The following is a 12,978-nucleotide window of genomic DNA, read 5'->3' on the forward strand; positions in this document are numbered from 1 at the left end:
GGGTGGCCGCGCGGGGTGGGGAGCCCCCCCGGCCGCCCCCCCGGCAGGGAAGGAGATCGTCGTGCGCCGTATCGCCTGGCCCGCCGTCATCGGTGTGCTCTCGGCCGCATTCGGGGTCGCCCTCGCGGAAGTGCTCGCGGCCGCGACCCGGCCCCAGGCCGGACCGCTGGTCGCCGTCGGGGGCGCGGTGATCGACGCGGCGCCGACTCCGCTCAAGGAGTTCGCGGTACGCACGCTCGGCACGAACGACAAGCCCGTCCTGCTCGGCACGATCGCCCTGGCCCTGATCCTGTTCACAGCCCTGGTCGGAGTGCTCAGTGTCCGCCGCCGCTGGGTCGCCGTGGCCGGCGCCGCACTGTTCGGCCTGGCCGGCGCGGTCGCCGCGGCACTACGGCCCGCTGCTATCGCCTACGACGTGGTGCCGTCCATTGTGGGCGCTGCGGTCGCGGGGGCCACGCTGCTGTTCCTGCTCCACCGCTCGTACCGGACCGATCCGGCGGATCCCGGCCCGGCCGGTTTCGATCGCCGCGCGTTTCTGCGTACCGCCGCGGTGATCGCCGGTGGTGCCGTCGTCGCGGGTGCCACCTCCGAAGTCGTCAAGCGGGTCCGCGGCGGAGCCGTCACCAGATCCCGCGAGGCCATCGAGCTGCCGGTGGCCGCGAGCCCCGCCAAGCCGCTGCCCGCCGGCACCGCCCCGGGCTTCGTGACCGCCAACGCGGACTTCTACCGGGTCGACACCGCCCTGACTGTGCCGTCCATCGACGTCAGCACCTGGCGCCTGCGGATCCACGGGATGGTCGAGCGGGAGGTCGAGCTGTCCTTCGACGACCTGCTGCAGCGGCCGCTGATCGAGCGGGACGTCACCCTGAACTGCGTGTCCAACGAGGTGGGTGGGCCGTACATCGGCACTGCCCGCTGGCTCGGTGTCCCCCTCGCCCCGCTGCTGCGGGAGCTGGGGCTCAAGCCGGGCGCCGACCAGGTGGTGGCCCGCTCGGTCGAGGGCATGACCATCGGCACGCCGGTCGAGACGGTCTTCGACGGCCGCGACACGATGCTCTGCGTCGGGATGAACGGCGAGCCCCTGCCTCTGGCGCACGGCTTCCCGGTCCGCATGCTGACCCCCGGCCTGTACGGCTACGCCGGCGCCTGCAAGTGGATGACCGAGCTCGAACTGACCACCTTCGCCGACTTCGACGCCTACTGGGTACGCCGGAAGTGGGGTGCCCGCGGCCCGGTCAAGACCGCGTCGCGGATCGACAAGCCGGCGCCGTTCGCCAAGCTGAACGCGGGCAAGCTCACCGTGGCCGGCGTCGCCTGGGCGCAGGGCCGCGGCATCAAGACGGTCGAGGTACGCGTCGACGACCGCCCGTGGGCCAAGGCCGAGCTGCTGCCGGTCCCGTCCACGGACACCTGGGTCCAGTGGCGTTACGAGTGGCCCGCCACCGCCGGTCTGCACACTCTTTCCGTCCGGGCCGTGGACGGCACCGGCGCTGTGCAGACCGAGCAGCGGGCGACACCGTTCCCGGACGGCGCGACCGGTTGGCACACCGTCACCGCAACGGTGGAGTGACCGTCAGGGGACCGTACGCTCGATGGCCGCCGCACCGTCGCGCTCCAGCTCCTGGCGGGCGCGTTCGATGTTCTCCGGCGTCGGGTCCCGGCCCTCGGCCTGCGCCAGGTCGACCGGCTCCCATTCCTGCTCCGCCCCGGTCCGCACAGCCGGCTCCTCACCGGGCTGCAGGAACTCCGGGTTGTCGGAGTCGGGGCCGCCACCGGTGACGAAGGCGCTCACGGCGACGTCGTCCTCCACGGCGTCCGCGACCTCCTGCGTCTCCTCCAGCGGCGGGCGGTTTTCGTCGGTCATGGCCCCTCCAAGGTGGATGCCTCGATACCTCGATCTTCTTCTTACTCCGCCTTACCCGCCTTGCCCAGCACACAGTCCGCAGCCTCATAAATCGGACGATCAAGCCCTTCGACCTCCAAGCGAGCGTGATTCGGACAACGGTCGCGCGCATCGGATGGACGGTGTGTAGTGAGCCGAATACATTTCTGCGTTGGCACGTGTATGAGTGTTCCGGCGGGGACCGCTCAGTGCGTGGGCCGCCGGCGGCGACTCGCGGCACGTGGCGCGAGGGGAACGTGACAGATGATCGATCGCTGGGATGTTCAGAGGTGAGCAGCCTGCCGGATGCGGAGCGGGACGCGAGCGAGGTCGTCCAGTTGCTGGCAGGGCTGGCCGCTCTGCTGCGCGGCCGGGATCGCGCGCTCGACGAGGACACCCGCGTGATGCTGAACATGGCGCTGGAGGGCAGGCTCTCCGCGGGGCGCGTGCTGGAATATCTCCACGCTCTGCAGGGCTCCGGTGACGGGGTGGCCGCTGCGGTGCCACCACGGCTCGGCCCCTGGCGGGACTGGGTGCCGCCGAGGGGAAACCTGCTCGGCGAGAAGGCCGGCGCACCTCGGATAGAGGAGCTGCCCCGCCATCGCCGCCGCCACGACCCCGGCGAATAGCGGCGACCCGCGACCGGCGTCACTCCGAGGCGGAAAGCCGGGCGGCCGACCGTCCCGGGTCCGAGTCGGATCATGTCGTACGCGGCCGGCTGCCCGGCCTCAGCAGGCCCGATTCGCGCTCCGGCGTTGACCCGTCCCGGGTCCGCCGGTCCTCGACGCGCGGGCCGTCCGCTGACCGATCCCGCACATTCTGGCCATATGAACTACTCTGGCGTTCCGCGCCTACCTGGCGTAACTTGCAGACCAGCGGACTGTTGTTGGACGCGGTATCCGGTCGGCGCCTGGGTGAGGCGCCGAGCTGCGCAGCTGGTCAGCGCAGAGACCCCCGCGCGGAGGTGGCGTCGTCCGCACGACGCCCAGGAAGAGGGCAGCTGTGTATCTGCCGATCACCACTCGTCAGTTGGCCGATGGCACCGTCGAGATCGCGCCGAGCGGCGAGATCGATCTCGACAACGCGCACGTGATGCGTGACGCGGTCAACGACGTGCTCACCACCTCCACACCCGGGAAGATCGATCTCGACCTCCAACGGGTGATGTTGATCGACAGCATCGGCATCGGCATTCTGGTGGCCTGCTTCCACGCGGCCGCCGCCAGCGGCGTCAAGCTCGTGGTGAGCCACCCGAGCCCGACGGTCTACCGCCAGCTCTGGATCTCCGGCCTGGTCGGCCTGCTGGGCTGCGCCGAGCCGCCCTCCCCGCGCACCTCGGTGGGCCTGCGGCCCAGCTGACCCGCGTCACCCGATCGAGGGAATTCGCGCCCCGGTCTCCCGAGCGTCTTTGGTCTCATCGCACCCGGCCGCATCCGGCTCGGCCGCATCCGGCTCGGCCGCATCCGGCTCGGGCTCATCCGGCCCGGGTGAGGTCTGTTGAGGCCGCCAGGTCGGTGGCCACCTCGAGCAGGTGGGTCAGCACCGGCCGGTCGGCGCGCGGATGCCAGGCCACGACGGTCTCGGCCCGGTCCCCGGCCAGTGGCACGAAGATCACGCCGCTGTCCCGCAATGTCTTCGCCGAGCGGGCCAGCCGGGTCACCCCGACGCCGGCCGCGACCAGTCCCAGCAGGCTGGCCACGGTGGCCGACCGCTGCACCACCCGGGGCGTGAAGCCGGCGATCGCGAAGTCCCGGTCGTACTTGGCGTGCCACGGCGGCCACGACTCGCGCGGTGTCAGCACCCACGGATCGTCGGCCAGCTCGCCCAGCTCCACCTCGTCACGGCCGGCGAGGTGGTGCCCGGCCGGCAGCACGGCGCAGACCGGCTCGACGATCAGAGTGCGGGTGACCAGGTCGTCCACGAGCGGTGGCCGGGTGAAGGCGGCGTCGAAACGGCCGTCGCGCAGGCCCGCGACCAGCTCGGCGATACCGGTGTCGGCGGTGACCAGCTCGACGTCCGGATACTGCGCCCGGAACGCCCGTACGACCGGCGGCAGCATGTAGTTCGCCACCGAGGACAGGAAGGCCACACTCAGCCGGCCGATTTCACCCCGGGCCGCCCGGCCGACCGTCGCCACCGCCTCCTCCGCGCGAGCCAGCACGGCGCAGGCCTCGGGCAGGAACAGCCGGCCGACCTCGGTGAGCCGGGTGCCGCGGCTGTCCCGATCGAACAGTCGCGCCCCGAGAATGCGTTCGAGCACGGTGATCTGGGCCGACAGCGACTGCTGGGCGATGTGTAGGTCGGCCGCCGCGCGGGTGAAGCTCAACCGCTCGGCCACCGCGACGAAGTAGCCCAGCTGCCGCAGCTCGGGAGTGGTCACAGTCTCCGACTGTAGTGACGTCAGGAAGTCGATGTTGGCCGCGCCGGACCCGGCCCCGGCAGGCTGGCAACCATGGTCGAGACAGACAAGGTATGGCTGATCACCGGCTGCTCCGCGGGCTTCGGCCGGGAACTGGTGCTGGCGGCCCACGCGGCCGGCGACCGGGTGCTCGCGACCGCCCGCCGCCCGGAACAACTCGCGGACCTGGTCGCCGCCGGGGGTGGCCGGATCGCCGCCACCGCCCTGGACGTGACCGATCCGGCGTCGGTCGCGGCGGCGGTCGGCACCGCCCTGGGCACGTTCGGGCGGATCGACGTGGTGGTCAACAACGCCGGGCACGGCTCGGTGGGCGCGGTCGAGGAGCTCGAGCTGGCCGACCTGCGCGCACTCATGGAGGTCATGTTCTTCGGGGCGGTCGAGGTGACCAAGGCCGTCCTGCCCCACCTGCGGGCCCGGGGCAGCGGCGCGATCGTGCAGATGAGCTCGATGGGCGGGCAGGTCAGCATGCCGGGCTTCGGCGCGTACTGCGCGGCCAAGTTCGCGCTGGAAGGACTGTCCGAGGCCCTCGCCGCCGAGGTGCGCCCACTGGGCATCACGACGTTGATCGTCGAGCCGGGGGCCTTCCGTACCGAATTCGGCGGGGCCCGGATGCATCGGTCGGCCCCGATCGACGCGTACCGGGAGTCGACCGGGCCGACCCGCGCGGCCGTCGAGCAGATGGACGGCACCCAGCCCGGCGACCCGGCCAAGGCGGCCCGGGCCGTCGTCACCGTGCTGCGCAGCGACGACCCGCCGCTGCGGCTCGCCCTCGGTGCCGACGCGGTCGACCATATCGGCGCGCACCTCGACGCGGTCCGGGCGGATCTCGACAAGTGGGCGGAGCTGAGCCGCTCGACCGCGCTGTCCGGGGTCGCCTACCGTTGACAGATCATGGTGCGGCGGCTGACAGTCACGGTCTTCTTCCTGTACGCCGTGGGCGTCGTCGCCATCACCGTCTTCCCGATCCGGGTCCGGTCGGCGGCCTACTGGACCGGCGAACCATGGTGGACGATGTTCCACTGGATCCCCGGTGACGTGGACGCGCCCAGCTTCGTGCTCAACGTCATCATGTTCATCCCGCTGGGTGTGCTGCTGCCGCTGCTCCGGCCGTCGCTGGATGCCGTACGCCGGCTCGCCGGGTGCGCGGCCGCGGCCAGCTCGGCCATCGAGCTGATCCAGTTCGTGCTCGGGATGACGCTGGGCAGCCGCCGTACGGTAGATGTCAACGACCTGATCGCCAACACCGCCGGCGCGCTGCTCGGCCTGCTCATCCTGCGGCTGGCCGTGCCGTCGCGGCGGCACCGCGCAGCGTTCGGCGCAGGAAGTCCGCCGTCGCCGTCACCGCCCGGCTGACGTGCGGCTCCCGGTCGTAGAGGTCGACGTGCTGCCCGGCGTCCAGCCAGACGATCTCCTTGTCGCCGGGCGTCTCCTCGTACATCCGGGCGGCCAGTTCCGGGCTGCAGTAGTCGTCCTTGCGGCCGTGCACGATCAGCAGGGGCGTCTCGGCCAGCAGCGCCGCCCGGCCCAGCGCGTCGAAGGTCAGCAACGCGTGCAAGGACCCGCGCGTCACCCTGTTCTCCCAGGTGGTGGCCGCGGAACGGGCAGTGCCGTAGTACGACCACGGTTCGGCGCCGGCCATCGCGGCCTCGCCGTCGCCCGGTGCCACGGCCGGCAGGTGGTCGTCGTAGGAGTCGATGAAGCTCCGCAGGCCGGCGCGGTAGGCGACCGGGTCACGGGCGAACCACGCCGGGCTGTTGTAGGCGCCGGCGATCCCGGCCACGGCGCGTACCCGGGGGTCGGTGGCGGCGGCGCTGACCGCGTACCCGCCGCCCAGACAGATGCCGACCAGGCCGATCCGTTCCGGGTCCACCTCGGAGCGCGCCTGCAGCAAGCTCACCGCCGACCGCAGGTCGGCGAGCTTGCCCTGGGTGTCCTCGTGGCCGCGACGCCCTTCGCTGGCCCCGAAACCGCGGTGGTCGAAAGCCAGCGTGACCAGGCCGGCTCGCGCCAGCCGCTCGGCGTAGAGGCCGGTGACCTGCTCACGCACGCCGGTGAACGGCCCGGTCAGCGCGACCGCGCCGCCGTCGGCGCCGGCGGGCACGCGCAGAGTGCCGCGCAGGGCGAGGCCGTCGCTGGCAAAAGTGACTTCTTCGGTACGGATATCGTCCACGTCCCGACGCTAGGCTCAGCGCAGGCGGCTGCCCAGAAGGCACTTCACAGTGCCCATCCGGCTCGGGGGTACGGACGATGACGCTGGTGATCCCGGACGTGCTCGAGGAGAGCTGCGCGACGCGGCAGGCACTCGAACGCCTCGCGGCGAAATGGCGGGTGCTGCTGATCTACGCGCTGCTGGCCGGCCCGCAACGCCCGGCCGCACTGCGCCGCCGGCTGCCGGGGATCACCCAGAAGGTGCTCACCGAGACGCTGCGGGCGATGGCCGCGGACGGCCTGGTGGAGCGGCGGGTCCTGAAGGAGGAACCGCCGCAGCACGTCGAGTACGCCCTCACGCCGCTGGGCCGCACGCTGGAGGAGCCGCTGGCCGCGATCTGCGGCTGGGCCGCGTCTCAGGCCTCGTTGAGCAGTTCCACCAGCTTGGCGGCGTCCACGTCGGGACCGTAGGCCGGGGTGCCCGGCTGGTGCCGCCACGACTCGTCGAGCCCGCCGATGTCGACGGCGTCGAAGCCGAGCTCGTCGACCAGGTTGAGCACGACAGTCTTGGCCCGCTGGTCGTCGCCGGCCACCGGCAGCGCCCGCCGGCCCTCGGTGCCCGGCGGGGTGGGCCGGTCCAGCAACTGCTGGGCGACGATGTTGTTGAAGACCTTCACGACCGGATGACCGAGCTGCTCACTGACCCACCGCGAGGAGACCATCCCGTCGTCGATGGGACGGATCTGCCCGTCCCGCTGCGGGTAGTAGTTGTTCGTGTCGATCACGACGACACCCGGCGCGGCGCTGTCGAGCAGCCCCTTGGGCAGGTCGGCGACGGCCTTGAGCGGCACCGCGACGATCACGACCTCGGCGTCCCGCGGGGCGTCGAGAACGTCGACCGGCGTGGCGCCGGTCCGGGCGGCAACTTCATCGAGGGTCTGCGGCCCCCGCGAATTGGCGATGACAACCTGATGGCCGTGCCGGACGAGAAGCTGCGCCAGATTCCCACCGATGTGCCCGGCGCCGATGATTCCGATCTTCATACCGATCCTCCGTCTCTCCAAGCATGACAATGCCCGACGACGCCCCCGTCATCCCGGACGTGTCGCACGCCATGCCAGGCACCGTCAGACCATGAGCTCCGGCTCCACCTGATGAATCTTGATCGGCATCCCGTCGGGCGTCTCGACATGCAGCCGCACCCCGAGATCCCGATCGACGGCAACCTCGACAACGGTGACCCCCTGCGCCCGAAGCAACTGCTCAAGCCGGTCGAGCGGCATCGTGGCGGTGAAGTTGAGCTCAACGGTGGACTCGCCACGCGAGGCATCGGGCGGGCGGGTGACCAGGCCGATCTGGGAGGTGCCGACCTGCATGAGAACCCACTCGCCGTCCCGGTCGCCGTGGTTGATCTCGCCGCCGAGCTTCTCGTAGAAGGCGACTGCCGCGGGCATGTCGTCGACGTGGACCATCGGCTGGAGTTGAAGTCCGGGGAGCAGGGGCCGGACCTTCGCGACGCCTACGGTGTCGGGCCGGCGGCCGGTGGGCGGGTCGAAGGACCGCTGGTTGGCGGCGGCGGGAAGCGGGTTGGGCCGGGCGGCTGAGGGCGACGAGTTCTGCGGCTCCGACCGGCGCGGATCAGGCCCGGGTGGGGTTTCGCCCCTTTCGGGCTCGTGCGGGTGGGCGGGCGTGCCGCTGATTTCTGAGCGTTGTGGATCGGCGGGTGCGTCCTGCCGGGCGGCTCGGGGGTAGGGATGCGCTGCGGATACGGCGGAATTCTCCGTCGGCGGGGTGCGCCTGGGGCTTGGCATCGGGCGACCGGACGTCCGGACGAATCGGGTGCCGCTGTTTGCGGACGAGTCACCCTCGGCGGTCGCGGCTGTGGGGTCCGTTCCGGCCGGCCTCAGCGCGCTGTTCGGATTGACGGCTCCGGCCGCGCCGACGGTTCCGGCCGTGCCGACGGTTCCGGCCGTGCGGACGGTTCCGGCCGTGCCGACGGCTCCAGGCGCCGGTTGTTCGAGCGCGCTTCCGCGCTGGTCGGCGTCCGGGTGCCCGGTCTCGGCAGACGGCTGGCCGAGCGCCGGGTAGCCGGCCGCGGGAGAAGGATCCGGGTGATCAGCCGGGGCGTCAGGTGCCGGGTGCTGCATGAAGGGCGCAGCGATCGGCCGCGGGTCGGACGGGTCGCCCGCGGGTGGCCGCCGGGGGGCGGGTGGCGTGGGGACGGTCGGTGGGCGGGCCGGGGTGGCCTGGTGGTCCCGGGGATTCGCCGGCTTCCTGCCGCCGGGCGGAACCGGTCGTTGCTTGGCCATGGCGGGCTCCTGTCGCGCGGGCTCTCGGCACCGGCGAGGTACCGGCCGCCGAAAGGTTCAACGACCCGTCGCGCTCATCGATACATCTCCACCCCCGCGGCCGGCGCCGGACCGTGCCGCAGCCGGCGGATCACGAGCAGGCCGCCGATGCCCGGCACGGCTGCCAGGAGACGGGTACGCAGGTCCCCGGTCACCTGAATGGTCGCCCCGATCACGAACAGATAGGCGCAGCCGTGCACCGGCCCGAGCAGCGACGCCACGGGCGCCCAGTGCACGGTCGCGAGGTTGGTCAGCAGCAGGACCAGGCTGGCCAGCTCCACCAGGGCCGCGATCCGCAACAGTCGGTTTGCCATGGTCAGACCCCCGTCGTGGAGCCGGGCCGGACGATCATCAGCACGACGACCACCGCCCACAGCAGGTTGAAGATGCCGGTGACCATGCCGAGCCGGGCGGCGAGGCGCAGGCCGGCCGTTTCGCCGGCCGATTGCGGGGCCGCCCCCACCGTGTCGCCCGGCGGCGAGGCCAAGGCTGAACCAATTGGGGATATCGGCGCGACGGCCGCCGGAGAGGCCGGCGCGTCGGCCGGCGCGGGAGCAGGCGTGAAAGCTTGCGAGGAGCCCGGCGCGGACGCCGGCGAAGGGACACCCGCAGAGGCCAGCGGCGAAAGCGGCGCCGATGCCGACGAGGGAAGCAGCGCGGATGCCGGCGGGGGAAGCGGCGCGGAAGCCGATAGAGGAAGCGGCGCGGATGCCGATGGGGGGAGCGGCGCGGATGCCGGCGGGGGAAGCGGCGCGGATGCCGATGAGAAATCACGTGCCGAGGCCGGCGCGGTGACCGGCGAGGCCGGTGCTGACCCTGGCGGGAAAGCAGCTGCGGCGATCGGCAGCGACCGCAGCACGGCAGCCTGACCAGGCAGGACAAAGAAGATCAACATCGCTGCCGCCGCCGCGGTCAGGATGATCGAGATGATCAGCCAGGCGTCACCCAGCACTCCCAAGCTGCTCGCCGTAGCCAGTCCGAACACCGGAACCAGCACGCCCAACGTCGCGTACACCCGGCAGATCCGGTGCAGGTTGTGCAGGACCGCCACCCCGCGCGGATCCGTCGGCTCCGCGGAAGCGCGCCGGGTCGCCGCCGGGAACATGCTGGCCGCCACGGTCACCGGCCCGATGGCGATGATCGCGACCAGGACGTGGATCGAGAGAAGCAGTTTTGTCACGGTCGATCACGCTATGCAGGCCACCGTACGGCCGACAGTGGCTGGAACGCCACATGCCAACGGATTCTCGCCACGGCTGGGTTAGGCTCCCCGCCATGCACATCGTGGCCGTGCTCGCGCTCGACGGCGTCGTCGCTTTTGACCTGTCCACGCCCCTGGAGGTTTTCGCCCGCACCCGCCTTGCCGGGGGAGAGCCCGCCTACGACGTACGGGTCTGTGCCCCCAAGCCCGAGGTCGACGCCGGCGCCTTCGTGTTGCGGGCACAGTGGGGGCTGGAGGCGCTGGACACGGCTGACACGATCATCCTGCCGGGGCTCGTTGAGCTGGCTGCCGCCGTACCGGAAGAGGTTCTGGCGCGGCTGCGTGCGGCCGCAGCGCGCGGCGCCCGGCTCGCGTCCATCTGTGCCGGCGCTTTTGTCCTTGCCGCGACCGGGCTGCTCGACGGGCGGCGCGCGACCACCCACTGGCTGGCCGCCGCGCAGCTCGCCGAACGCATTCCGGCGGATGATGTCGATCCGGACGTGCTCTACGTCGACGAGGGGCAGCTCCTGACCTCGGCCGGAGCAGCCGCCGGGCTCGACCTCTGCCTGCACCTGATCCGGCGGGACCACGGCTCCGCGGTGGCTGCCGACGCGGCCCGGCTCTCCGTCATGCCGCTGGAACGTGACGGTGGCCAGGCGCAGTTCATCGTGCCGGAGCGGCCGCCGGCGCCGCGGGGCTCCACCATGGAACCGCTGCTGCGCTGGCTCGACGAGAACGCCGGCCGGGAGCTGACCATGGCCGAGATCGCCGCGCATGCCGGCATGAGCACGCGCACCCTCAATCGCCGGTTCCGCGAACAGACCGGGACGACGCCGTTGCAGTGGCTGCACCGGGCCCGGGTGCGTCAGGCGCAGCACCTGCTGGAGACCACTGCCGAGGGCGTGGACCGGATCGGCGCGCGGGTCGGTTTCGGCTCACCCACCGCCTTCCGGGAACGCTTCAAGCGCATCGTCGGCACCAGCCCGCACGCCTACCGCCACGCCTTCCGTTCGGCCGCCTGAAAGCTCTCTCCTAGTCGTTGAGCTGGGCTCTTTCGATCTCGCCGAGCGCCAGCGTGATCACCTCCGCCAGCGGTCGCGGCCCCAGCAGGTGGGCGATCAGCAGCGCGGAATGCCGGGCCAGTGCGTCGGCCTTCGGCGCGGGATCCTCGTCGTCGTGCACGCCCAGCGCGCCCGCCAGCAGGACCAGCATCACGTGCGGGTCCACCTCCGGCTGCCAGATCGCCGCCGCCCGGACGCTCTGCTCCAGGACGGCGCGGATGTCGTCGCCGTCCAGGCCGTCCGGGTGGGTCAGCTCCAGCAGCAGGCGCACAGTCGTGCCCAGGATCAGGCCCGTCTGGGCTTGATCGAGCGCAGCCAGCTCATTGACTGCCGAGGTCAGCGCCTCGGTGTCGTGATCTCGGGCGGCCACGACGGCGGCGTCGGTGGCCGCGGCGATCGGCCGTGCGGGTGCGGGCAGGTGCCGCCACTGGTTGGTCACACTCCGACGCTAGCGGTCGGGTCCGACAGAACCGGGCCGGGGAAGCGGTCGATGTTGTCGACCACCCAGCGGCGCAGCAGCGCCAGCGGCTCGCAGGCGTCCTGGCCCAGCGGGGTCAGCGAGTATTCGACGTGCAGCGGAACCGCGGGATACACCGTACGGTCGACCAGGCCGTGCTCCTCGAGCCGGCGCAGTGTGGCGGTGAGCACTTTCGGGCTCACGCCTTCCAGCTTCGCGCGGATGGCGCCGAAGCGGCGCGGACCGTCCTCCAGGGCGCCCAGGGCCAGGGCACTCCACTTGTTGGCCAGCAGATCCAGCATGTCCCGGCACGGGCACGCCGCCGCGTAGACGTCGTGCGGCTGGCCGCAGGAGGTGGTCGCCATCGGGCCATCGTAGTTCCCTTTGGATACCAGTAACCGTTGACGGTAACCAGGACCACCGGCATAGCTTCGCGGGCATGGCTGAACTCATGCGCGCGGTGGGCTACCGCAAAAATCTCCCGATCTCCGACCCGGCGAGCCTGCTCGACCTGGAGCTGCCGGTGCCGGTCCCCGGCGAGCACGACCTGCTGGTCCGGGTCGAGGCTGTCTCGGTCAACCCCGTCGACGTCAAGGTCCGGGCGAGCAGCGACCCGAGCGGAGAGCCCAAGATCCTGGGGTACGACGCGAGCGGCGTCGTGGTCGCGGTGGGCAGCGCGGTCACCCTCTTCCGCCCGGGCGATGAGGTCTGGTACGCCGGTTCGATCGCCCGCCCCGGCACGGACGCGCAGTTCCACCTGGTCGACGAGCGGATCACCGGCCCCAAGCCCGCGTCGCTGGACTTCGCCGAGGCCGCCGCCCTGCCACTGACCACCCTGACCGCCTGGGAGGCCCTCTTCGACCGGCTCCGCCTCACCGCCGGCAGCACCGGCACCCTGCTGGTCCTGGGCGCGGCCGGCGGCGTCGGCTCGATCCTGGTCCAGCTCGCCCGCCGGCTGACCAACCTGGAGGTCATCGGTACGGCGTCGCGCCCGGAGTCGCAGCAGTACGTCCTCGACCGCGGCGCCCACCGGGTGGTCAACCACCACGACGACCTCGCGGCCGCCCTGCCCGACGGTGTCGACTACGCCTTCTCCCCGCACTCCAAGGGCATGATCGACACGTTCGCCGAGATCGTGCGGCCGTACGGCGCGGTGGTGGCCATCGACGAGCCGGCCGGGCTGGATCTGCGGCCGCTGAAGTCGAAGAGCATCGCCTGGCACTGGGAGCTGATGTTCACCCGGGCCCTGTTCGACCCGGAGAGCACCGCGCAGCACGACATCCTCCGGCAGGCCGCCGAGCTGGTCGACAAGGGTGTGCTGCACACCACCCTGACCGAGCGGATCGACGGCATCACCGCCGAGCACCTGCGACGGGCCCACGGGATCGTGGAACGCGGCTCCGCGATCGGCAAGACGGTCCTCGCCGGGTTCTGATTTTTGTCGGTGCCGGATGGCAGGGTG

The 12,978-nt window shown here is 71.8% G+C and carries 16 protein-coding genes and 1 pseudogene; 8 read left to right on the forward strand and 9 right to left on the reverse strand.

The genetic code is table 11. The features are described 5' to 3' along the window. Positions 1 to 61 precede the first annotated feature (61 nt). Positions 62 to 1,570, forward strand: a complete 1,509-nt coding sequence (locus AB0C29_RS01220; RefSeq protein ID WP_360813766.1) for a molybdopterin-dependent oxidoreductase — start codon at positions 62 to 64, stop codon at positions 1,568 to 1,570. A gap of 3 nt (positions 1,571 to 1,573) precedes the next feature. On the opposite strand, the gene AB0C29_RS01225 is transcribed toward AB0C29_RS01220, so the two are convergent. Beyond that, positions 1,574 to 1,864: a hypothetical protein gene (locus AB0C29_RS01225; RefSeq protein ID WP_360550374.1), complete on the reverse strand. Its 291-nt coding sequence runs from the start codon at positions 1,862 to 1,864 to the stop codon at positions 1,574 to 1,576. Between the two features lie 308 nt (positions 1,865 to 2,172). Between AB0C29_RS01225 and AB0C29_RS01230 the strand changes: the two genes are divergently transcribed. Beyond that, the gene (locus tag AB0C29_RS01230) at positions 2,173 to 2,511 is read left to right on the forward strand and encodes a hypothetical protein (protein ID WP_360813768.1); all 339 of its coding nucleotides are present in this window, start codon (positions 2,173 to 2,175) and stop codon (positions 2,509 to 2,511) included. A gap of 373 nt (positions 2,512 to 2,884) precedes the next feature. Continuing rightward, on the forward strand, positions 2,885 to 3,241 hold the full coding sequence (locus AB0C29_RS01235; RefSeq protein ID WP_360813770.1) for an STAS domain-containing protein: 357 nt from the start codon (positions 2,885 to 2,887) through the stop codon (positions 3,239 to 3,241). 115 nt (positions 3,242 to 3,356) lie between these two features. Here the strand turns inward: AB0C29_RS01235 and AB0C29_RS01240 are convergent, their stop codons facing one another. Next, entirely contained in the window at positions 3,357 to 4,262 is a 906-nt protein-coding gene (locus AB0C29_RS01240; protein ID WP_360813772.1) for a LysR family transcriptional regulator, read from the reverse strand. 72 nt (positions 4,263 to 4,334) lie between these two features. On the opposite strand from AB0C29_RS01240, the gene AB0C29_RS01245 reads away from it, so the two are divergent. Further along, a complete protein-coding gene (locus tag AB0C29_RS01245) occupies positions 4,335 to 5,186 on the forward strand; it encodes an oxidoreductase (RefSeq protein ID WP_360813774.1) in 852 nt (283 codons plus the stop codon). A 6-nt stretch (positions 5,187 to 5,192) separates the two neighbouring features. Next, the gene (locus tag AB0C29_RS01250; protein ID WP_360813776.1) at positions 5,193 to 5,654 is read left to right on the forward strand and encodes a VanZ family protein; all 462 of its coding nucleotides are present in this window, start codon (positions 5,193 to 5,195) and stop codon (positions 5,652 to 5,654) included. Here the strand turns inward: AB0C29_RS01250 and AB0C29_RS01255 are convergent. Continuing rightward, positions 5,569 to 6,471, reverse strand: coding sequence for an alpha/beta hydrolase (locus AB0C29_RS01255; RefSeq protein ID WP_360813778.1), 903 nt, complete (start codon positions 6,469 to 6,471; stop codon positions 5,569 to 5,571). The two genes, AB0C29_RS01250 and AB0C29_RS01255, sit on opposite strands and share 86 nt — an antisense overlap. A 77-nt stretch (positions 6,472 to 6,548) precedes the next feature. Here AB0C29_RS01255 and AB0C29_RS01260 point away from each other — a divergent pair, with 77 nt between their 5' ends. Next, a complete protein-coding gene (locus tag AB0C29_RS01260; RefSeq protein ID WP_360813780.1) occupies positions 6,549 to 6,920 on the forward strand; it encodes a helix-turn-helix domain-containing protein in 372 nt (123 codons plus the stop codon). On the opposite strand, the gene AB0C29_RS01265 is transcribed toward AB0C29_RS01260, so the two are convergent. From AB0C29_RS01265 to AB0C29_RS01280, 4 genes and pseudogenes are all read right to left on the reverse strand, one after another. Further along, complete coding sequence (locus AB0C29_RS01265) at positions 6,866 to 7,492, reverse strand: NAD(P)-binding domain-containing protein (protein ID WP_360813782.1); 627 nt, start codon at positions 7,490 to 7,492, stop codon at positions 6,866 to 6,868. The two genes, AB0C29_RS01260 and AB0C29_RS01265, sit on opposite strands and share 55 nt — an antisense overlap. Positions 7,493 to 7,576: 84 nt before the next feature. Beyond that, positions 7,577 to 7,921: a VOC family protein gene (locus tag AB0C29_RS01270; protein ID WP_360813784.1), complete on the reverse strand. Its 345-nt coding sequence runs from the start codon at positions 7,919 to 7,921 to the stop codon at positions 7,577 to 7,579. A 911-nt stretch (positions 7,922 to 8,832) separates the two neighbouring features. Then, complete coding sequence (locus AB0C29_RS01275) at positions 8,833 to 9,111, reverse strand: DUF3817 domain-containing protein (RefSeq protein WP_360813786.1); 279 nt, start codon at positions 9,109 to 9,111, stop codon at positions 8,833 to 8,835. 551 nt (positions 9,112 to 9,662) lie between these two features. Continuing rightward, positions 9,663 to 9,977 (reverse strand): annotated as a pseudogene (locus tag AB0C29_RS01280) (hypothetical protein); the annotation flags it as partial. 95 nt (positions 9,978 to 10,072) lie between these two features. Here AB0C29_RS01280 and AB0C29_RS01285 point away from each other — a divergent pair. After that, entirely contained in the window at positions 10,073 to 11,020 is a 948-nt protein-coding gene (locus AB0C29_RS01285) for a helix-turn-helix domain-containing protein (protein WP_360813788.1), read from the forward strand. A gap of 10 nt (positions 11,021 to 11,030) precedes the next feature. On the opposite strand, the gene AB0C29_RS01290 is transcribed toward AB0C29_RS01285, so the two are convergent. Both AB0C29_RS01290 and AB0C29_RS01295 read right to left on the reverse strand, forming a co-directional pair. Next, a complete protein-coding gene (locus tag AB0C29_RS01290; protein WP_360813790.1) occupies positions 11,031 to 11,498 on the reverse strand; it encodes a hypothetical protein in 468 nt (155 codons plus the stop codon). Next, positions 11,495 to 11,881: a helix-turn-helix domain-containing protein gene (locus AB0C29_RS01295; protein ID WP_360813792.1), complete on the reverse strand. Its 387-nt coding sequence runs from the start codon at positions 11,879 to 11,881 to the stop codon at positions 11,495 to 11,497. The genes AB0C29_RS01290 and AB0C29_RS01295 overlap by 4 nt, the downstream gene beginning before the upstream one ends. Before the next feature lie 74 nt (positions 11,882 to 11,955). Here AB0C29_RS01295 and AB0C29_RS01300 point away from each other — a divergent pair, with 74 nt between their 5' ends. Continuing rightward, positions 11,956 to 12,951 carry a zinc-binding alcohol dehydrogenase family protein gene (locus AB0C29_RS01300; RefSeq protein WP_360813794.1) on the forward strand — a complete coding sequence of 332 codons (996 nt, stop codon included), beginning with the start codon at positions 11,956 to 11,958 and terminating at the stop codon, positions 12,949 to 12,951. The last annotated feature ends 27 nt before the right edge of the window (positions 12,952 to 12,978 follow it).

The sequence above is a fragment of the Actinoplanes sp. NPDC048791 genome (genome assembly GCF_040650095.1).
GTDB lineage: Bacteria > Actinomycetota > Actinomycetes > Mycobacteriales > Micromonosporaceae > Actinoplanes.